At 46.4% G+C, this 22,134-nt stretch carries 16 protein-coding genes; 6 read left to right on the forward strand and 10 right to left on the reverse strand.

Going from position 1 to position 22,134, the window contains the following annotated elements:
• Window positions 1-514: 514 nt before the first annotated feature.
• The 5 genes from BMW79_RS11955 to BMW79_RS11975 all read left to right on the forward strand — a co-directional run bounded on the left by BMW79_RS11955 (window position 515) and on the right by BMW79_RS11975 (window position 8,930).
• Window positions 515-3,655, forward strand: a complete 3,141-nt coding sequence (locus tag BMW79_RS11955; RefSeq protein ID WP_177192134.1) for a SusC/RagA family TonB-linked outer membrane protein — start codon at window positions 515-517, stop codon at window positions 3,653-3,655.
• 11 nt (window positions 3,656-3,666) lie between these two features.
• Complete coding sequence (locus BMW79_RS11960; RefSeq protein WP_089894975.1) at window positions 3,667-5,553, forward strand: RagB/SusD family nutrient uptake outer membrane protein; 1,887 nt, start codon at window positions 3,667-3,669, stop codon at window positions 5,551-5,553.
• A gap of 23 nt (window positions 5,554-5,576) precedes the next feature.
• Window positions 5,577-6,266: a DUF3823 domain-containing protein gene (locus BMW79_RS11965; protein WP_089896869.1), complete on the forward strand. Its 690-nt coding sequence runs from the start codon at window positions 5,577-5,579 to the stop codon at window positions 6,264-6,266.
• Window positions 6,267-6,337: 71 nt separating this feature from the next.
• Window positions 6,338-7,678, forward strand: coding sequence for a glycoside hydrolase family 71/99-like protein (locus BMW79_RS11970; RefSeq protein ID WP_089894977.1), 1,341 nt, complete (start codon window positions 6,338-6,340; stop codon window positions 7,676-7,678).
• Between the two features lie 22 nt (window positions 7,679-7,700).
• On the forward strand, window positions 7,701-8,930 hold the full coding sequence (locus BMW79_RS11975) for a hypothetical protein (protein WP_089894979.1): 1,230 nt from the start codon (window positions 7,701-7,703) through the stop codon (window positions 8,928-8,930).
• A gap of 86 nt (window positions 8,931-9,016) precedes the next feature.
• On the opposite strand, the gene BMW79_RS11980 is transcribed toward BMW79_RS11975, so the two are convergent.
• From BMW79_RS11980 to BMW79_RS12025, 10 genes are all read right to left on the reverse strand, one after another.
• Complete coding sequence (locus BMW79_RS11980) at window positions 9,017-11,389, reverse strand: TonB-dependent receptor (protein ID WP_089894980.1); 2,373 nt, start codon at window positions 11,387-11,389, stop codon at window positions 9,017-9,019.
• A gap of 125 nt (window positions 11,390-11,514) precedes the next feature.
• On the reverse strand, window positions 11,515-12,060 hold the full coding sequence (locus tag BMW79_RS11985; protein WP_089894982.1) for a cysteine hydrolase family protein: 546 nt from the start codon (window positions 12,058-12,060) through the stop codon (window positions 11,515-11,517).
• A 35-nt stretch (window positions 12,061-12,095) separates the two neighbouring features.
• Entirely contained in the window at window positions 12,096-12,503 is a 408-nt protein-coding gene (locus tag BMW79_RS11990; RefSeq protein WP_089894984.1) for a hypothetical protein, read from the reverse strand.
• 251 nt (window positions 12,504-12,754) lie between these two features.
• Window positions 12,755-13,690: a helix-turn-helix domain-containing protein gene (locus BMW79_RS11995; protein WP_089894986.1), complete on the reverse strand. Its 936-nt coding sequence runs from the start codon at window positions 13,688-13,690 to the stop codon at window positions 12,755-12,757.
• A 5-nt stretch (window positions 13,691-13,695) separates the two neighbouring features.
• Complete coding sequence (locus BMW79_RS12000) at window positions 13,696-14,559, reverse strand: NmrA family NAD(P)-binding protein (protein ID WP_089894988.1); 864 nt, start codon at window positions 14,557-14,559, stop codon at window positions 13,696-13,698.
• A gap of 98 nt (window positions 14,560-14,657) precedes the next feature.
• Window positions 14,658-15,905: an OprO/OprP family phosphate-selective porin gene (locus BMW79_RS12005; RefSeq protein ID WP_177192135.1), complete on the reverse strand. Its 1,248-nt coding sequence runs from the start codon at window positions 15,903-15,905 to the stop codon at window positions 14,658-14,660.
• 265 nt (window positions 15,906-16,170) lie between these two features.
• Complete coding sequence (locus BMW79_RS12010) at window positions 16,171-16,785, reverse strand: hypothetical protein (protein WP_089894993.1); 615 nt, start codon at window positions 16,783-16,785, stop codon at window positions 16,171-16,173.
• Window positions 16,786-16,897: 112 nt separating this feature from the next.
• Window positions 16,898-17,419 carry a DUF3237 domain-containing protein gene (locus BMW79_RS12015; RefSeq protein ID WP_089894995.1) on the reverse strand — a complete coding sequence of 174 codons (522 nt, stop codon included), beginning with the start codon at window positions 17,417-17,419 and terminating at the stop codon, window positions 16,898-16,900.
• 55 nt (window positions 17,420-17,474) lie between these two features.
• Window positions 17,475-18,332, reverse strand: coding sequence for an RNA polymerase sigma factor (locus tag BMW79_RS12020; protein WP_089894997.1), 858 nt, complete (start codon window positions 18,330-18,332; stop codon window positions 17,475-17,477).
• A gap of 63 nt (window positions 18,333-18,395) precedes the next feature.
• The gene (locus BMW79_RS12025) at window positions 18,396-19,199 is read right to left on the reverse strand and encodes an SDR family NAD(P)-dependent oxidoreductase (RefSeq protein ID WP_089894999.1); all 804 of its coding nucleotides are present in this window, start codon (window positions 19,197-19,199) and stop codon (window positions 18,396-18,398) included.
• A gap of 298 nt (window positions 19,200-19,497) precedes the next feature.
• Here BMW79_RS12025 and BMW79_RS12030 point away from each other — a divergent pair, with 298 nt between their 5' ends.
• Entirely contained in the window at window positions 19,498-22,110 is a 2,613-nt protein-coding gene (locus BMW79_RS12030; RefSeq protein WP_089895001.1) for a DUF7133 domain-containing protein, read from the forward strand.
• The last annotated feature ends 24 nt before the right edge of the window (window positions 22,111-22,134 follow it).

A 22,134-nucleotide genomic window follows, 5' to 3' on the forward strand; every position in this document is an offset into this window, starting at 1 on the left:
CAGATTATCCCCGGAGCAATATTATAAAATTATTCCTAAGAATAATTAATTATTCCACTTTTTTAAAAATCGGGTGTCGCACATCGCTTTCTGATGTTTTTAATTGAATTTAATATATTGATAATCATTTATTTAGAAGGGGTCTGAAAAATTAATTTCCCAATTAGTCGGTTCGTTAACCGGTTTATTAGGAACCCGTTAATTTATTGCAGCAGCATATTGAAGTAAAAGATTCCACGATCATGAAGCAATTTATATTCCTCCGGACAGGTATATCCCGTATGATATGTTTCCATCAGACAACATCCTTATTAATACGTTTTGTTGATACGCATCAATAGTCGGCCGTAAAATATGTGTTGAATTTACCCTTTATACTTAGTAACCAAAATCAAGTATGTATGATGTACTGTATTCATTTCTTTCCACCGTAATGCCCGGTGGTGATCACCAGGAAGAATCAACCGGTGACTGTTTTGCAAAAAATAAATTTATCCAATGCAATAGTAACGTTATGAAAAAAATCTATTACCTATTCCTTTTAATATGTATCTGTCCGTTAGGTCTGCTTGCCCAGCAAAGGACCATTACCGGTAAAGTCACAGACGCCAAAGACGGCGCTCCCATACCGGGAGTAAGTGTAACGGTGAATGACAATGCTCCTGTCCGTTCCGGTGCCACCACCAATGCCATGGGGGTATTCACGATCAATGTAGATGCCCGTGCCACAGAACTGGCGTTCTCCTTTATGGGAATGAAAGGCGCCATCGAAAGAATTAATGGCCGTACTACCATTAACGTTAGTTTGTCGGCTGGTGAAGATCAGTTGGGCGAAGTAGTAGTAGTGGGATATGGTACCAAACGAAAAGAAACCCTCACCGGTGCGGTATCGAATATTACTGCCCGTGAAATCCAGACTTCCACCAACGTGAGCCTTGCCCAGAAAATCCAGGGTAAAGTTGCCGGCCTGATGGTACGTCAGCTGGGTGGTGAGCCGGGGAACTTCGATAACATGATTAATATACGTGGTTTCGGTACACCATTATATGTTATAGATGGTATTGTGAGAGATGGATCATCCGAATTCCAGCGACTGAACCCGGATGACGTAGAAAGCATTTCCTTCCTGAAGGATGCTTCTGCCGCCATCTATGGATTTAACGCCGGTAATGGTGTGGTGATTGTTACCACAAAGAAAGGCGCCAAAGGTAAAACTGCTTTCAACTACTCCGGTACGGTGGGTATGATGAAACCAACCGATGTACCCCGCATGGCGAATGCCTCCGAATGGATGCAGATGCGTAACGACGCAGCGGTATTAGGTACCGGCGCTCCCTTCCTGTCGAAAGAAGAATTACAGAAATGGATCGACGGTGTTCCCGGCTATGGCTCTACCGACTGGTACGATGTTACCATGAAGAAAGCAGCCAACCAACATCAGCACAACCTGTCTGCTACCGGTGGAACCGACAAAACCCAGTACTTCATGAGTATCGGTTATTTCGGCGAAGGTGGTTTGTTGCGTAGCAATGACCTGAACTACCAGCGTTTCAACCTGCGCTCCAACATCACTACCGAACTCACCAAGAACCTGAAAGCAGAGGTACTCATCGGTGGCCGTTATGACAAGAAAACTTCTCCCGGTGAAAACTTCTTCAACATCTTTAAAGGTACCCGCGTAACGCTGCCTACAGAGCAGCCTTATGCCAACGGCAACCCGGAATATCCTGCGGTGGTAACACCTTCCAACCAGAATCCGCTGCTGCTGTCGCAGAGAGGCGCTACCGGTTACAGCGAAACGGTGAACCGCAACGTACAAACCTCCCTGGCACTGACTTATACCGTTCCTTTCGTAAAAGGGCTGTCCATAAAAGGACTGGCCGCATATGATATGAACAGCTACCAGGGAAAAGATGTATCCAAGCCCTATAATCTCTATACCTATGTAAATGAAGAATACATTAAGTCGCCACAGCGTGTAGGTACCGGCGCTATCAGCAACGGTTTTGGAAATGGCAACCGCCTTACTTTACAGACGCAGCTGAACTACAACACCAGCATTGCCCGCCAGCACAACATCGGAAGCTCCCTGGTATTTGAGCAACAGCAATCCTGGAACCGCAACGGTGACCTGAGAAGATTATATAGCTTTTATACCACCGATCAGCTTGGCGGTGCTTCCGAAGCAGGTATGACCAACGGTGGTAACGAAGGACAATCTGCCTACCAGTCCCTGTTAGGCCGCTTTAACTACGATTACAAATCAAAATACCTCATAGAATTTGCGTTCCGTTACATGGGTAACTATGCGTATCCTTCTAACAGCAGATGGGGCTTTTTCCCGGTAATTTCCGGTGGATGGAGGGTGTCTGAAGAACCTTTCCTGAAAAACAAGGTTCCAGCGCTGTCTAACCTGAAACTGCGTGCTTCCCATGGTAAAATGGGTGAAGACGTGGGTGCGCCGTTTCAGTGGATTCCAGGTTTCTCCACCACAGGTGGCGGAAGATATGAATTTGTAAACGGTGCCCTGACCAATGGTGCAGCTGCTCCCGGTATTACCAATCCTAACCTTACCTGGGCCGTAAATACAACAACGGATCTGGGTATCGACATCGGTTTGTGGAACAACAAACTGGGGCTGGAAGCGGATGTATACCGTAAAACAAGAACAGGTTTGCCAGCGAGAAGGAATGTGTCTTTACCAAATACTTTCGGCGCCGGCTTACCGGAAGAAAACCTGAACAGCGACCGCGTACAGGGGGTGGAGTTTACCATTACGCATAATAACCGCATTGGTGACTTCTCCTATAATATCTCCGCTAACTTCAACTTCTACCGTGCACAAAATCTGTATGTAGAAAGAGGTGCTTATCAGAACAGCTATGATAAATGGAGGAATGGTACCGACTACCGTTACAATGATGTGATCTGGGGATATACTTACCTCGGTCAGTTCCAGAACCAGGACGAAATTTCCAACTGGCCATTGCAGAATGGCGGACAGGCGAATATCCGCGAGTTGCCCGGCGATTTTAAATATGCTGACAATAACAACGATGGTGTAATAGATGACAGGGATATGCTGCCGATGTTTACCGGTGCCAATGGTAACAACGACAACCAGAACCCAAGTGGTAAGAATCCAAAAATCAACTACGGTCTTTCTATTGGTGCAGCCTATAAAGGTTTTGACCTGAACCTGCTGTTCCAGGGTTCTGCTATGTATACCGTACGCTTCAGCGAAGTATATGCAGAGATGCTGGCATTCCGTGGTAACACACCCGCTTACTTCTTCGACAGATGGCATAAAGCAGATCCTTATGATCCAAAGAGTGCATGGGTTCCCGGCAAATGGCCAGCTTCCCGCTTTAACGGCGACGTAGGTAAAATGTATGCAGAAAGCTCTGTATGGAGAAAAGACGCTTCCTATGTGAGATTAAAAAGCCTGGAACTGGGTTATACTTTTGGTCCGCAGTTACTGCGTGGCAGCGGCATCCAGAAGATCAGGATCTTTGCCAACGGCTTTAACCTCTTCACGATTACAGATCCATTCGTAAAAGCGTTTGATCCTGAAAGACTGGAAGGTCTCTTCAATGCCGGTTTCAATTATCCCCTCACGAAGAATTACAATTTCGGGATCAACGTCAACTTCTAAAAGCACGCAACATGACTATCAATAAACTTTCCTTTACTATACTGTTGGCATCAGGCCTGTTGTTTTCCGGCTGTAATAAAGTGCTGGATCTGAAGCCTACCGACAAAATCCCTGCGGAAGCCCTGTTTGGCGATCCGGAAGGCGTGAAATTATACATGGCCAATCTTTATTACCAGTTACCGATCGAGGACTTTACCTACTTCCGGAACGGTTTTAACTGGAACAGCGGCGATCCCAACAATGGTGGATTTGCACCGGCCATGGCTACTGATGAAGCAGTACATACCGAGTTTGGTGATTTTGTGGGAGATGGAGATTTTAACTGCTGGGAAAGCTCCTATAAGCTGATCCGCGATGTAAATTTGCTGATTGATGCGATTCCTACATTAGCGATCCGTGAGGATGAAAAAGCAGCCCTGGTAGGAGAAAGCGCCTTTATCAAAGCCTACGCTTATTTCGCATTGGCAAAAAGATATGGTGGCGTATCCATTATCAAAGGTTCCCAAAAATATACCGGTGACGCAGAAAGTCTGAAAGTACCGAGAAGCACTGAAAAAGAAACCTGGGATTATGTGCTGGAACTCTGTGATCAGGCTATCGCTAACCTCGGAGACGGGGTAAGCAGAAGAGCTTCCAAATGGACAGCTTATGCGCTGAAATCAAGAGCAGCCCTTCATGCGGCCTCACTGGCCAAATTCGGTGCACGTGCGCCTATGTCCGGTGCCGCAGTAAATGCCAAACTGATTGGCATGGAAGCTGGTGCTGCCACTGCTTACTACGAAGCCTGTAAATCCGCTTCCCTGGCGCTGATCAATGCCGGTAAATTTGAACTGTTTATGCCAAACCCGGCAAACCCGGCAGCAGCAGCAGAAAACTACCGCCAGTTATTCCAGGATCCCGCCAATAAAGAAGTGATCTTTGCAAAAGGATACACGTTGCCCGGCGCCTTCCTCGGTCATAACTACGATATCTGGTATCAACCCGCACAGGTAGCCAACGGATGGCCTCACCCAGGCAGGATGAATCCTACCCTGGACCTGGTAGACAGCTACGAAAGCTATGATAATCCGGGGCATTCCTCACCGGTAGTAACTTCTACCGATGGCAATATCACCGATTACAACGGGTATAAAGCTTCCCGTACTTACATCCAGTTCGATACGCCAAACGACATCTTTAAAAATAAAGATGCCCGTTTATGGGGAACTGCGATCCTGCCATCTACCCTCTGGAAGAGTATCCCGATCATCATCCAGGCAGGTTATGTAAAACCTGATGGCAGCGCGGTAATCCGTACCAATGATCATATCGACATTGGCGGTACTACCTATTATACTTATGGCGCCGCCAGTACCAGCCAGTATTCCGGCTTTGACACCTACGGTGGTAATAACACCCGCACCGGTTTCTCTTTCAAGAAATTTATGAACCAGAATGCGCCGATCGTTCCGGGATGGAACCAGAGCACTACCGACTTCATCGATTTCAGGTTAGCTGAAATAATGCTCAACTATGCAGAAGCCGTGGTGGAAAGCGGAACAGGAGATGCTGCCCTTGCCGCCAAAGTGATGAACGATATCCGTAAAAGAGCCGCTCATACTACCGACATTCCGCTGACCTCCGACAACGTACAGCGCGAACGCAAAGTAGAACTGGCTTTTGAAAACAAACGTTTCTGGGACCTGATCCGCAGAAGGGAATATCATACCGAATTCAATAACCGTATGCTGCACTCCCTGCTGCCATTGAGAGATTTGCGCGCTTTACCGGCCACCAAGTACATTTTTGTCCGTGTAGATGTGCCCAATACGAATACCAAGACATTCCAGCCTAAATCCTACTACCGGCCAATTCCGGGGATCGGCTCCAACGGCCTGATTCAAAACCCGCAGTATTAATGTGTGATTCTAAAAAAGATATTATGAACAAGCTGAAATATATATTCTTTGCCACTGCCCTGGCACTGGGAATGACTTCCTGTGAAAAGGATAACTACGACGGGCCTACGGCGGGACTGTCAGGCCGCTTCGTGGATGTTAAAACCAAGGAGCTGATAGAGCAGGACATTATCCTGGGTACTACCATTGAAATCATAGAACATGGGTATGCCTCCCGCACGCCACAGGCGCTGATCGTAAAAACAGACGGTACTTACGCCAATACCATGCTCTTTGCCAACACTTATACGGTAACACCTGTACGTGGTAATTTTCTGCCGGTAGACTCACAGGTAGTGGACATTAAGGGGCAAACGACGCTCGACTTTTCCGTTACGCCTTACATCCGCGTGCAGGATGTGAGTATTGTAAAAAGCGGCACCAAGGTGGTAGCCACTTTCAAACTGGAACAGAATGTGATCAACAATGTGAAGAAAATAGGGTTGTACGCACACTCTGATGCCAGGGTTGGTGAGCCGATGCGCCTGGTAGCGTCTGAAATCAACCTGAACGCTCCCAGCGATCCTACCCATGTGTATACCCTGGAGATAGATCTGGCGGCGAACAGCAACACGCTGAAACCCGGTAACAAATACTACTTCCGGGTAGGCGCACTCATTGATGCCGGAGAGGCGAAGCCTAACTACCGGCCCGCAGTAAGACTGGACATTTGATTCATCCGCGACGATAGAGAGAGTCCCGCCGAAAGGCGGGGCTTCTTTCATCTTCCTAAAAACCTGATGGTATGAAAAAAATAAGTTGGCTTTTTTTTATTTGGATGATCTGCGTGGTAACTACTGCCTGTTCCAAAAGTCAGAAAAATGGCGATGATACTACACCACCAACAGTGAATCCTCCTGTTAATGAGGACGTGGTGTATGATGAAACCGGCTGTTTGTACAAGAGCTATAAAAATCTTGTGATGGCGGGCTACCAGGGCTGGTTTGCTGCTGCCGGTGATGCCTCCGAAAGAGGATGGTACCACTATCAGAATGGTAACTGTGGCGGATTCTTACCCGGCTGCTCTGCGGTTGATTTCTGGCCTGACATGAGCGAATACACCAAAAAATATAAATCTCCTTTTCAGTTCCCCGGCGGAACAGATGCTTACCTGTATAGTCCTTATGACGAAGAAAGCGTAGACCTGCATTTTAAATGGATGAAAGACTACGGCATCGACGGCGTGTTTATGCAGCGTTTTGTAGGAGAAATCAAATCTTCGAATGCAAAAGGAAAAAGACATTTCAATAAAGTGCTGGAGAATGCATTGAAAGCGGCGGAGAAATACCAGCGCGCCATTTGCGTGATGTATGACCTCAGTGGTTGTACCAGTGAAGATGTAGCTTACCTGGAAGAAGACTGGAATGAACTCCAGACCTTATTCTCCCTGTTTGACAATAAAAAACATCCTACGTATGTGCGGCATAAGGGCAAACCGTTGTTGTCGATCTGGGGTGTTGGTTTTAATGACAACAGGAAATACACCATTGCCAATGTAGACCAGCTGGTGACCAAGCTGAAAGGCAAAGGCAACAAAGTATCTATTATGCTGGGTGTGCCTTACTACTGGCGTTCCCTGAAAAATGATACAGAAAACTCTGCGCAGTTACATGCGCTTATCAAACGTACGGATATTATTATGCCATGGGCAGTGGGCCGCTATGACAACAACAGCTACAGCAATGTAGCCGGTGGCGAACTGGCCGCAGACATCCAATGGTGCAACACCAATAAAGTAGATTATGTGCCGTTGGTATTCCCGGGTTTCAGCTGGGGCAATTTAAAGAATGATGTGGCCGCGTATAATTCCATTCCGCGACTGAAAGGAGATTTCTTATGGAAACAGGTAGCAGGTGCCCGTTTGTCGGGAGCACAATCCTTATATGTAGCGATGTTTGATGAGATTGATGAGGGCACTGCTATCTATAAATGCGCCAGGGAAGGGGAATTACCGTTACATGCCGACAAGAAATTTGTGGGCATAGAAAGCGATCTGGCTTCCGATTATTATTTGTGGCTTACAGGCCAGGCCGGCCGCTGGTTTCATGGAGAAGCCGGATTTGGCGCCACGAAGCCGGTACGATAATCTTCACCATTAAATGATTGACATGAGAACCCTGTTTTTATTGTTGTTGTTGACAGGTACCCGTCTTATGGGATTTGCAGATGTACCTTTTAAAAGTATCCGGGCGTTTAATGTTTTGCCGGGAAATTCGGGAGAAGTAAATAAGGTAAACCTGCAAAAGGCCATAGACTGGGCCTCCGTACACGGAGCTGCATTATTTGTAGAGCCATCAGATATTCCATACACCATTAAAAGCGGGATCATTCTGAAGCCGAATGTATCGCTGGTAGGGGCCAATGGTCCTGTGCCGCGCGGGACCAAACACCCGGACAAAAACGCGCCGGTAGGCAGTGTATTCCGTATAGTGGATGCAGAACAACCTTTTATCACCGTGGAATCGTCTACCCGCATAGAAGGTATCCAGTTCTGGTATGCCAACCAGGAATTAACAGATCCGGCTAAGATCATTCCTTACCCGGCTACGATACAGGTCAGCAAAACATCCAGCACACAAGGTGTTACTTTGTCCAGGCTTACTTTTTACGGCGAATACCTGGCTATGGACTTCAATGCCAGCAAAGCTTTGATCTGTGAGTTGATTCTCATAGAACATTGCTATGGCTACCCGTTGAGCGGGCAATTTATCCGCATAGACTACTGCTATGATATTCCGCGTTTCCTCCACTGTCATATTAATCCCGCTATTATGCGGAAGATGGGGCTGCGCTTTTCCAAAGCAGTAATAGATAATGTAGTGAAACAAAAAACATATGCGTATTCCGTAAATCATACCGACAATGCGCAACTGATGGACCTGTTTACTTTTGCTACCTGGGGCGGTATTTATTTGGGAGACGAGAGTTATGGACAGCTGACCAATTTCAACCTGGATTGTGTAGCCGTGGGTATTTACAAAGGTGGCAACAACGCCAAGAACCGGAACTGGCAGATTGCACAGGGATCTATTATTGCCAATGCCGGCGCCACCGTGGAAGAAACACATCCGATCATCATAGAAGGACAGGGTCATACCGCCCTTACCAATGTGGAAGCGTTTTCCGGTGGCAATGGCGCCTTAACCAACCTGGGACAGTCGTATGATTATATGCTGATCCAGGGCAATGAACTGCTGACAGTATCCATGGTAGGCTGCCGTATGCGCAACTATGTATCCGCCACGCCTTTTACCATCCGGAATCCTGCAGCAAGATTGCAGGCAGTGGCCTGTGTGGATAAGGACGAGCAGTTTTTGAATACAACGATAGGAAAATAGTTGTGTATAAACAGTGGAGTCGAGTTGAAGAAGAGAAGGCGTCTCAATTTTGAGACGCCTTCTTATTTTATGTATGGTATTACAGATTAGAATTTCAATGCCACGCTGCCGTTGAAATTACGCGGCATTTGCGGAATCGTGGTACTCCATCCCACCCAGTATTCCTGGTTGCTGATATTATTGACTTTAAAAGCGATGGCAAACCGGGGTTTGTCGTAAGAGATGCCTGCATTCACGATCGTATAGGCTGGTAAAGCATATTCACTTGTGGTGCTGAGGATTACTTTATTATCGGAGGCGTAGTTGCCGCCAACACCCAGCCCGAGTCCTTTCAGTGCACCGCTGTAAAGACGGTAGCTCAGCCAGGTATTCACTGTATTTGCGGGGCCTGCGCTGATGGGGCGGAAGCCGTCCAGTGTAGGGTTGCTTTTTTCGATTTTGCTGTCGTTGTACGCATAACCTGCGATAATATTAAATCCCCTTGCCGGTGTCGCTGTAATTTCAGCCTCGATGCCTTTGCTGTATTGGGTACCATTTTGCACCGTATAGGTAGGGCGGTCCGGCACATCCATGCGGGTGATATCCTTTACATTGATCTGGTAGTAGCTGATACTTCCGTTAAGTTTCCCGTTGAGCAGGTTCGCTTTGAAACCCCCTTCGAACTGATTGGCCTGACTGGGTTTGAAGCTGCTGAAGGTACCGTCGGGTTGTTGCACTGGTGCGATGTTCTGGAAACCGTTCATGTAATTGGCGAATACGGACAACTGATCTTTTACAATCTGGTATACCAGTCCGAATTTAGGCGAAACGGCAGTTTGCGCATATTTCCCGGTAGTGGTATCACGGGTAATATTTTTCGTGCCACGGTTATCGAAGCGGTCGATGCGTACAGAGGCCATCACGAGAAACCGGTCGGTGATGTTCAGCACATCCTGGAGGTAGGCACTGTAGATGTTTTGTTGTGCGATGGATTTGGTATAGGCCATTCCTTTAAAACGATCCAGTAAGGCAAGCTTTGTCAGTTGCGTATAGGCGGCACCGGGTTTGGAAGCGCTGATCACATCGAATGGAAGCGTAGGGGCGCCGCTGCTTTTAGTGGTCACGCTGTAAATGTCAATACCTGCTACCAAACGGTTCCGCATATGTCCAATCCTGAAATCGCCGTTGAAGTTTTGCTGGAAATCTATGGCGTTGGCATTGCTGTATTCGGTGTAGTTCATATTACGTATCAGGGAGTCATTACCTGGCTTCATGCTCAGGTAACCGCTCAAACCATTGGCAGTGCTGCTGAGGTAAGTGAAGTTGGTATGACTGCTCCATTGGCCGGACAGCTGGTGATCCAGTGTCAGGTAAAGGTTGGCTGCGGTGTTGGCCGTAGTAATATCATCGCCGCTGAATCGTTTCCTGAAATCGATCTTCAGATCTTTCGGACTGCGTACGCCGGTAGCATAAGATCCGTCGGCGAACATGCGGTAAAAGCTGTTGCCTTTTTCGTTGCGGTATTCTGCGTCTACCGTGAGGGTGGTTTTATCATCCACTTTGTAGGTGAGGGTAGGCGCGAGGAATACGTAGTTTTTAAAACCTGCGTCCTGGAAGCTGCCTTCATTGTGTTTAGCCGCATTTAAGCGGAACAGCAATGTTTTTTCTTTATTCAACGGCGTGTTTACGTCGGCCGTGAAGCGGCTCAGGCCATAGCTGCCAACAGTATAAGCAACTTCTCCCTTAAAATGATCAAATGGCTTTTTGGTAACCCGGTTAAACAAGCCGCCAAAAGAAACAAAGCTGCTGCCGTATAAAGTGCCGGAAGGGCCTTTGATGGCTTCCAGTGTTTCGATATTGGCCGGATCAACGGTGCCACCGCCAATATTACCGGGAATACCATTGCGGAGAAACGACTGTGTCGAAAAGCCCCGGGAAGTAACGGTGCCGCCTGCACTGTTATTTTCAAGTTGCATAACCACACCGGGTATGTTTTTGATAGCATCTGCATAGCTCACCACCATTTGTTCCTGTAGCAACTCTTTGGTAACGGAAGTATATACCTGCGGATTCTCGATATTCTTTAACGGCATCTTGGCCACATATTCGCTGCTGATCCTGGTGAGTCGTTGCTTGTTGCCGGTGATAATTACGGCTTGCAGCGCTTTTACGGGGATGCTGAGCGCAATGTTTACATGGGCGCGTTGTCCTTTTTCAACCGTTACTTCCTGTGTTACCGGTTGGTAGCCTGACAGGGAAATCTCCAGTTCATAATGACCTGCTTCCACGTTGCGGAATATAAAATTGCCGGATTCATTGGTGGTGGCATTGCGGTGGCTGTTTTTGATGACTACCTTTACCGCCGGCGCTGGTTGGCCATCGGAAGTGGTTACCTGGCCGGTAATGTTGGTTTTATCCTGTGCATAGAGCCATGCTCCTGGTAGCAGGATGCATAATAGCAATAGTAAATGTTTGTGCATATCTCGAGGTTGGATTATAGCCTGCGAAGTTATGGCGGGTCCGTAAGGGGGATTTTCAGGATCGGGAAATTTATTTGCGGGATCGGGAAATATTACAAAAATAATTTTAGCTCCGTGGCGACTCGTTACAGCAGTTCTTTGCTATGCAGTAGTTTTGCGCCTTTTTGTGTGAGTTCCAATAACATGCTGTCCATTCTGCTTTGTACGTCATCGCCGGTGCCGATGCAATCTGTCAACAGGTAAACCTGGTAGTCTTCCTGCAGTGCGTCCAGTGCGGTTTGTTTTACGCAATATTCTGCGAGGAAGCCGCTTAAAATCAGTGTGTTTATGCCACTTGCTTTTGCATATGCTTTAAAATCCGGGGAAGAAAAGGAACTGTGTGCTGTTTTTGTGAAGATGTTGAAATGGTTATCTACATTAATATCCAGCTGATTACCGGTAGTCCCCGCAATGCACATGGATACCCCTTGTTCAAACTGGCCGGGCTGGTAGTCGGAGCGGATGATCACAAATTTTTCCTTATCCAGCGATGCCAGCAGATGATTGACCTGGTTCTTTGCTGCCAGTATTTGTGTGATGCCTGGGTGTTTGGAAGCGTATAAGCCTGCGGGATGCGTAAAATCCTTTTGTGCGTCGATGATGATAATTTTCGCATTTTTCGTTATCTCCATTTAGATATGTTTTATTGGCCAGATAAAAGAGTGGTTTAATCCAAAGTGCCGCAACGTATTTTGGACCAATGAACTTTCCCTCTTTTTACCTTTATATCTGTAGTGCAAATACCGTGACTGTCTTTGGAATAAAGACTGATCTGATAATTTTTCTCTTCTTTGGGCGATACATATACGCGAAGAATGTCGGCATCATTCATATATCTGGCATTATGAGCTACCTGGAATGTTCTTCCTTCTGCCACAGTTAAAGTACATGTATCGAAAAAAGCGGAGGTGTCAACAAGTAGGATGGCTTTATGCTTATCTTCTATAAATTGAAGTTTAAAGACCTTTGCGTTGCTGCGGTCTAAAATATATTTTAATAACCGGCAGTCCGCTTTTTGTTGTGCATATGAGAATAGAGACATCACCAATAGGATAAAGGAAAATAGTATTTTCATGGCTTTGATAATTATGTACAGTATTTAATATACAAAAAAAAAGAAACATGAAATGGTTCTTAGTGGTATTCGTTTGCCTGAGTGCCTGCCATTATGCGAGCCAGGAACAGAAAAATAGCAACAGACAAGGTGATTAGTACGCCATATGTCAATGGTATAAATCCGGCGTTGCCACCACGAACTATTTAAGCTGCCGCAATTATCAGTTTTAGAAAGCATTTCTAAAGATGCGATTTTCATGTGTATAACTGTTAACTTAAGAACCTGCCCGATTTTCTGAATTCCAACGGTGAAATATTCGTTTTTGTTTTGAACAGTTTGGAAAAAGATTGCGGATATTCAAATCCCAATTCAAAGGCAATTTCATTGACAGAAAGGTTTGTCATGATCAGTTTTTCTTTCGCCTTCTCTATTATTTTTTCCTGGATGTGTTGCTGGGTGCTGTTGCCGGTCAGTGTTTTGAGTAATCCGCTTAGATAGTTGGGAGAAATATTTAACTGAGCAGATATATCCTTTACAGTAGGTATTCCGTTTGCTTCCAGTACTTCCTGAGAGAAAGCCTTTTCGAGTAATGCTTCCAGCTGGCTCACGATCCCGTGATGGCTAATCTGACGGGTAATGAACTGCCGCTGATAGAAGCGTTCGGAATATCCCAGCAGGGATTCAATAAAGGAAATAATAATCCCCTGGCTGAATTTATCAATGTTCGTACTATACTCCTGTGCGATATTCCCAAATAATCCATTGATCGTTTGTTCTTCGCTATCGGAAAGGAACAGTGCCTCATTTACCGAATAATCAAAAAACTCGTATTGTTTTATCTTCAACGCCAGTGGATGATTCCAGAGAAAATCCGGATGGAGCATCAGTAGCCATCCGGATAGTGCTATTTCTTCCAACCGGTCGGGATGAAAGCTGAAAACCCGCCCTGGTGCTATAAATTTCATCAGGCCTTTATCGAAGTCATATTCCTGGTGACCGTACTTCATTTTCAAACAGGCCTGGGTAGATCTGCTCATACCTATAAAATAGAAATCTGTCGTTACCAGCAGATCTACATTCCTGGGTTGCTCTTTTAACGCAGTAATGTTCAACACACTGATCAGCGGATGTTTGGTAGGAGGCAGGCCTCTCAGCGTTAGTAGCGCCTGGATGCCTTTTATTTTCAAGGGCAGGTTTCCGGCCATAATATTTAGTTTTTATGATACCAGTCAGCAAACTCCCTGGCAAAATCCTGCAATTTTATTTTTCCCGATACAGGTTGGTGAAGATAGTAATCCTGCTGCGCTTTTCCGTTATGCATGGTCTCCTGCATTTCTACCAATAATCCGGCCACCTCCGGGGATACGCCGTTTGCCTCAAGGGCCTGTTTCACCTGTTCACCGGGAAGCACTGTCCATTGAAGTTCAGGGATGCCGATGGCGGCTCCTATGATCCGGGCTGCCTGAGTACAGGTCAGTTCCTCACTGACAACGTAGATGGCTTTCAAGCCAGCATGGACCGGTGTATGGATTTCTTCCACGATAGCAGCAGCAATGTCTTCCGGTGCCACAAATGCGATCAGGTCGTCTCCGCCATAATTGGATGCAATCATGCCCTGTTGGCGGATCATATCTTTCAGGTGGTAGAAATTACTGTAGAAAGGCCCCGGCCGCACAAAGGTCACTGATGTTTCCGTCAGCGCCTCAAATTTTTTCTCCGGCTGAACCGTTTGCAAGAGGTGCGCTACCCAGCCGGAAAGCACAATCACACGCTTTACCCCCGTTTCCCGGATGGCCTGCACATAATTGTCCATGTTGGTATCCCATATGTCGAGGTTCCATGCGGTGAAATCCAGTGGATTCATACAATAAACAAGATCTGCCCCTGTGAAGGTTTTAACCAGGAAGGAAGGATCCTGGATGCTGCCGATGGCCGGTTGAGCACCCATGGCAGCTATCTGTGACCGCTTACCGGCATCCGTGCTGATAAGGGTCACCTGGTGGCCTTCCTTTACCAGTAATGCAGTGAGTGGTTTGCTGATATTACCGAGAGAACCGGTGAGTACAATTTTCATGTGTCATGATTTAGTGTAGGCAAAGGTCTTCCGGAACAGGCAGGTAAAAGTGTTCAGATCTCAGAACATTGTAAGAGAATGTATGAATGGAACTGGTGCTATAGTACCCATTGTAATCTGGTAAGCACCTGGTTGGTGAGCCCGGTTTTATTAAATCTGTCGAGCGTGGAAATACCATATGCCACGCTAACGCGCCAGTGCTGCGTCGCCCACCAGTTAACACCCATATGCCACTTATTCAGAATACCGCCATCAATAGATTTGTCCTGTAAATCGAGCCGGGAGAACCTGGCTACCAGTTCCCATGCACCGCTTTTTTTCTTCGGCATAATTCTTCGGGCATAGGCTACTGTTTTGTCGTACGGCCGGTTTTCACCGGTGAGCACCCAGGAAGCTACTATATTCCAGCAGTTAAATGAAAGCGTGGATATATCGGCGGTTGTCCAGTTCTGCACCCATTCGGCCGTTACAGAATAAGATTTGCTGGTATACAGGAATTCGCCTGCCAGGTTCCATGCGTGTGAGGCGTCCATGCTTTTGGTATCTACATAATAGTCCGATACATTACTTTCTACTTTACCGCGATACCTGAGTGAATGGTAGTCTGCGCCGATATAACGCATACTGGCGCCAAGATGCAGGTATTTATCTCCCCCGGATGACAGTACTGGCAAACCCGTAATGCGAACCGTAAAATCATTGCCACTCTCCTTTAAGGGAACACCTGTTACCCAGCCGTCATTGAACCATCCTACGCTATACGTCATCCTGCTCTGCAAACTGTTGAACATATATCTTATCCCGATATTTCTTGAAACAAAAAATGGATTCAGGATACGTTCTGTCTGAGGGATATTGACCGCATCTCCCACCATTTCATAGATATGTGTTTCCTTTATTTTTCCAATGGTAAGCTTTCCGTATTTATCTGCTTTGCCAAGCGGAATTGTTAAATAGGCATCTGTTAATCCGAAGGCATTTTCAGAAGTATCTCTGGCAAAGCCTCTGAACTCGGCACTGATAAAGTATTGCCACGGGTTTTTGAATTTCAGTAGTCCCGAAAACATCAATCTTGCTGCCCTTAGTTCCAGTTTGTTTTGTTGTGTGGATACCTGGGCTTTACTGGAATCGTTTTGAAAAAATGCGGTGTAATCCAGTAACAGTACAGCGCCAATTTTGAACGACAATCTTTTCCCATCATATTGTGTCCAGTTGACCCATTTCTGCGGTACATCCGGAACCAGGTAGGCAGAAGTTTTATTGGTATCGGTAACTATCTGAGGATTTGTAGTATCGATGGGTGCGGTATATTGCCCATAGCAAAGGTGGTTTGCAGTGAGGAGCATGCAAAACATTATGATAAAGCAACGGATATTGATAAAGTCAGATTGCGTTTTCACCGTATTGGTATTTATACATCAGATAAATGATGTCGGTTTGTTAACCCATAGTTATTGATGAAAACGTTATTGCTGATGCGTAGGAAGGAGAGCGCAATGGCTGTTATCAGAACAGCGGGGGATCATAAATTGTTTAATTCCGGCCAATTTAATGTTAGGTCTGGCCGGAATTATCAACAGGTGTTTGCAATAGTTTTTGTACGCCTGAGGTTTAAAAATTATAGATGACGGCATTGTCAGCTAAAACTTTTACTGATTCAGCAGTTATGCTATCCGTGAATCTGGGCTGAACAGAGGGATTAGACGGATAGTTTTTACCATTGAATTTCACCGCATAATTAACGCCTTTGCTGGGTATGATTAAATCATTCCATCCCTTTGTTTTGTTTTCGCTGATGGTTATCGGACCGTCAACGATCGTAAAGAGGTTGATTTTTTTTCCTTCATTATCCAGGAGATAAACAGTACAACCAGCATTGCCACAGAAGTAGCTGCCCTTCAGACCCACAAAAATTTCTCCTTTGCCGTCACCGTTTATGTCAGCCACACCATAGCTAAATTGCCGGTCTTTTTCAGTGAGCGTTTTAAGATCATTTTTAACAAGGTCAGTCACCAGTACTTTTCTTATCAACCCGGCAGCGGTGCTATCAGTCTGGGCCGGCACATTTTTATTTGCGACGCTGCTGTCAGCGGGAGAAACATTTACTGCTGTATCTTTTGCTATAATGAGGCTATCGCCGGTAGACGGCTTATTGCCGGCGTTGCAGGAAAATAAGGTTGCCAGCGCAGTAGCGGCCATAGTCAGTTGTAAGTGCTTGATTTGCATATCGAGGTTAGTTTATTTCTTTATTTTGGCAAATATCACGCCATTGGCATGGTGCTGCGCCCGTTTTCCGTAGTCACCAATATGGCTTAGCCATACTGGTGACTACGGAAGATTATTTGATAGCATATATCCGGTAAATGATTTTACCCGGCGACGGAAAACGGCCTACACCAACAGCCACCGTATGATTCAGCCAGGCATATTTCGGAGAGCTGGTTTCAAATACCGGCACTGATCTGAAATAATAATCAGAAGGAGATAGTTCACTGCCTTTGCCTTCCCGCATTAAGACCGCGTTTTTTCCACTGGCATAATTATAGCCGGAATAAGCGATGTAAATGAGCGCACCATCATTTGTCTGAATGGTTGCGCGTACATCCATTTTAAAAGTGGAGGAGTCAACCACAAGTCCCCATTCACCGCCACAGTCCAGTACTTTACCATTAATTTTATCCCCTTTCACCTGGCCGTCTTTAAAGGGGTAAATAAGCCGCGTGCCCGTTAGCACCTTTCCTATGGCCTGGGGTGGGTGAAGACTTATTTCAAAATCAAACAGGAATTCTGATTGAAGTTCCTGTGCATGTACAAAAATGGAAATAGAAAAAAACAAGGCAAGAAAAGCTACTTTTTTCATTTTTAGAAGGGTTTGAGTGTTGAAAGATGGCTACAGTTTAAGTTAGGCTGATATATTACTTTGCATGGCTATTGGCCGGCTCAAAAAAATCACCGACATCAGCGATGGCAGTCCTGGTACATCTCATAATAATATCCTGCAGATCCGTGCCGGGGCTGTGCAGTGGGTCAATCGCTTTTATCAGTGTTGTTCTCAGGGCAAAAAGTGCCGCCCTGTCAAATTTACCGGATTCTTTTACCAGTTCCAGTTTCATGCGCTGCTCCTGTTGATTTTGCTTCGGGTTAAAGATGCCATTTAACTGACTGCATTGGTCGCAGATGCCGTTTTTATTGATCAGGGCGCAGCGGTGATCGAAAATGTCTGTCATGGTATCCCTGGAATGATGCAGGAGATGCTTTATTACGCCTTCCGTTTTCTCCAGGATCAGGCAGATGTCTTTTACCGGGAAATCGTATACGTCTTTTAAAATCAGGGCCACCTGGTTTTCTATCGGCAACGTTTTGGAGATGCAGGTGAAGCAAAAATCAATATGCTCTTTCATGTCATAGGCGCCTGCACCGGAGGTCTGGTGCACTATCCGGAACGATTGCTGTATGTCTGGTGTGCCAATGGCGAGGCGGGCGCCCTGATCCTGTGCATCTGCCGGCCATCTCTTTAATTTTCTGAGATGGTCATAGGCCAGGTTGGTCGCTATTTTAAATACCCAGGTTTTGAGGGAAGACTCCTGCTGAAACGTACTTATTTTGTCAAATGCCCTGATGAATGTGTCGTGCGTCAGGTCATCCACATCATTGCGATCGGTGAGTAAACGATAGAGATATGATTTCAGCGGGTGTTGAAATTCGGCGAACAACGTTTGAAAAGACCTGATATCACCACTCAATGCTTTTTTTAATATTTCCTCTTTTTCCATGGAATCTGTTTTATGTAGGGTAATAAAGAGGGGTTGCAGAAAGGCTGCGACCCAATAAATATATTATAATAAATTTAGTTTTCCGCAATCCAGGTCGATAATATGGCTATTGAACGCTACGCCATTTTCAGAAGCCAGGAAGGCTGCTGTTTCACCCAATTGTTTCAGTGTAGGCCCTGCTGGCAGGATATTAAACCTGGTATAGTTCAACGCCATTTGTTCTTCGGATATGCCTGCCCGTTGGGCGAAATCGTGGATCATGCCTGATATTTTCCTTGTTTCCATCAGGGCGCCGGAGCTGATGCACATCGACTTGATGTTATACTGTCCGAACTCCGCTGCCATAACCCTTGTTAACCCCTCGATGGCGGCGCAGGCGGCTGCAAATCCGGCCATGTTCGGCGTTTTAGTCCTCGCCATAGATGCCGTGAGGAGCAGGATCGTTCCCTGGGAGCCGGTTTGGATCATATACCTGGCAGCTATCCGCGAGGTAAGGAACTGCGATCCGCAAATTTTTTGCAGGGGATGCAGGAATTGCTCAAAAGTGGCTACAGTGGTGGGTGTGCCGCTGCCTGCATCCTGGTAGTAACTGCCGATGCCATTGAACACCATGTCCAGTTTCCCGTTTTCCGCCACCACTTTTTGTAAATATTGGTCGATGGCCGTTTCGTTCAGCGCATCTACCTTGCCTGCTTCCGCAAGGCCGCCACCGGCTACGATCTCCCGGGCCAGTGCATTTACCGCGTCCAGATTCTTTGCAGTAACATACACCTTCGCACCGTGTTGCGCAAAAGAACGGGCAACGGCGCCGGCAATTTCTCCCGATGCCGCAAATACTACGGCTACTTTGTCTTTTAAGTGATCCATTTTGTTGAGCTTTCTCTTTTTGACGAATGAGCCGTATTAAATGATCGGTTTTTGGGTAAATAATTTGAAAATTTATTTAAGTTGTTGAATATGAGCATTGAATGTGAGTTTGAAGGAAGGCGCCGGTTTGTTATCTCTTCTCCCGAAAAAGGAAAAAGAAATGATTTCCTGGTACGTATACACCGTATATGAACCGCTCGCCAAATAATTCTTACCTGAAAATTTATTTTTTCTATATTGATCGATGCTTTAGTTGAAGCACCGAATAATCCTAAATAATTAACACAGCGAACAAAAAATGATGAAATTTTCTCTTGGCTTAATCTATTCTCTCACAGTATTTATTGGCGCGAAACAGTTTATCGGAGACCCTCCAACCAAAGCTCCGAATCCACCCGATTTAACGATTACCCGGTTTGCCGGCCCTGATGTAACTCCCAGTCCGGCGTGCCTGGCAGTAGCGCCCACCGGCGAAGTGTTTGTAGGTGTGGATATGATCGGTTCATTGGGTAAAGACCCGGGAAAAGGCCGGATCCTTAAATTAATTGACAAGGATAATGACGGTAAAATGGACCAGCACATTGAGTTTGCAACGGTCGATAATCCCCGTGGCATCATTGTACAGGGTAGCAAAGTTTTTGTTTTACACACCACCTTCTCCAAAGAAACCGGCAAGGCAACCGGTATGGCGCTTGTTGTTTTTGAAGATAAAGATGGAGATGGCAAAGCAGACGGCCCTGCTCAACCGCTGGTAGAAAACCTCAGTAACACCAAATACATCCAGGAGCGTGGAACAGACCATGCCACCAATGGTATCAGAATGGGCATTGATGGCTGGATCTATATTGCCGTTGGTGATTTTGGATTCCATAACGCAACGGACCGTTCCGGTAAAAAGCTCACCATGCTGGGCGGTGGTATTGTAAGGGTACGCCCCGATGGCACCGAAATGGAAATATTTACCCATGGTACACGCAACGTGTATGACGTGGCCATTGATCCCTACATGAACGTATTTACCAGGGAGAATACCAACGACGGTGGCGGATGGAATGTGCGGTTTTCGCATCATCTCCAATCCGGTGAATACGGCTACCCGGTATTGTTCCAGCATTTTACTGATGAAATCATCCCGGCCCTGGCAGATCTGGGCGGTGGCTCCGGTACCGGCGCCTTATATATGGCAGAACCAGGCTGGCCCGAGAAGTACAGTAATGTGCCTATGATGGCGGATTGGGGAAGAAGTATGCTCTATATTCACCGTGTAACACCAGATGGGCCTACATTCACCCAGAAAGAAGAAGATTTCCTGGAAGTGCCACAGATTACCGATCTGGATGTGGACGGATCAGGCAGACTTTTCCTCTCTGCATGGGATGGCGCCGGCTATTCCGGTAGTCCGGACAAAGGTTATGTGATCCGGGCAGTTCCCAACAACTGGACATACCAGCCGTTTCCTGATGTGGCGAAAGCTTCCATAGAAGACCTGGCCCGCTTACTTAAATCGGCCAGCGCGGTAGCGCGTTTGAATGCCTCCCAGGAATTACTTGCCCGTGCAGATAAACAAGGTATTGCTGCTGCACTGGCGATTGCTACTGACACACAGTTACCATTATATGCCCGTGTAGCCGGTATCTACACCTATGCACAGGCAACAGGCGCTGAAGGTATCCCTGCTTTAACTGCATTAACAAAGGATGCAACAATGAGAGAACACGCATTGCGCGCCCTGACAGACCGGAAAGCTATCCTGAACGATGTTGCAACCGGGCCTTTCCTGGAAGGATTGAAAGATCCGTCTCCGCGTGTACAGGCAGCAGCTATCATAGGACTGGGACGCTTAGGTCGTATTGAAACGGCTAATGCTTTACTGCAAACCAAAGTGCCCGCCTCGTTTGTTGCACCTGTTAAAGACGTAGAAGGACCGCACGCCACACCTAATGCGGCGCTTGTACTGCCACATCTGGCAGTTCGTGCCCTGGTAAGTATGCATGCCGTTGACGAAGCTGTAGCAGCCATCAACAGTGCCAACAGTACCCTGGCCTTGTGGGCCCTGCGCTATATGCATGATCCAAAAGCAGTAAACGGATTAATCACGGCTTATCCGTTAACGAAAGACGAAGCCGTAAAAAAGCAGATCATCATCACCCTGGCACGTCTCTATAAAAAAGAAGATACTTACGATGCATCCTGGTGGTGGGGAACCAGACCTGATTCACATGGTCCTTATTACAAAGCAGTCACCTGGGAATCATCTCCGGCTATCGAAAAATTCCTGAAAGCCACCTCTCTGAAAAAAGGTCCTGCCGGTCTCGCGTTTTACAGAGACCTGGATGCCCGCAACAGGATGGATATTCCGGCATTTGCGCCAGAGAAAAAGGCCCTCGCAGCTGCCACCAATGAGCCTAAGGTAGACCTGGAAAAAATTAAAAGTAAAAAAGGACAGGTAGGTAAATCATCTATCGAAGATGTTTTACTGGCAGTTAATAAATTAAAAGGAGATCCTGCCAAAGGAAAATTACTCTTTACCGCACAGGGTTGTATCGCCTGCCACAGCATCAATAAGGGCGACGTGATGAAAGGTCCGTTCATGGGACAGATCGGATCTATCATGAACCGGGAACAGATCGCTGAATCTATTCTTAAACCTAACGCCTCAATTTCACAGGGCTTTGCTACTGTGATGATCACTGCAAAAGGGAATAAGTCTTACATGGGATTTGTGACCGAAGAAACTTCTGCTAAAGTAGTAATGAGAGATATCAGCGGCCAGGTAACCACTGTGAAAACAAGCGATATCCTGACCCGTAAAGAAATGAAAACATCTATGATGCCAACAGGGCTTGCGAATGCATTGTCGTATGAAGAGTTTGCATCGCTGGTAACGTTTTTGTCGCAGCAAAAGAAGTAAGAATCATTTAAGTTCTCAATAATA

It is taken from the genome of Chitinophaga arvensicola (genome assembly GCF_900110835.1).
GTDB classification, from domain to species: Bacteria; Bacteroidota; Bacteroidia; order Chitinophagales; family Chitinophagaceae; genus Chitinophaga; species Chitinophaga arvensicola.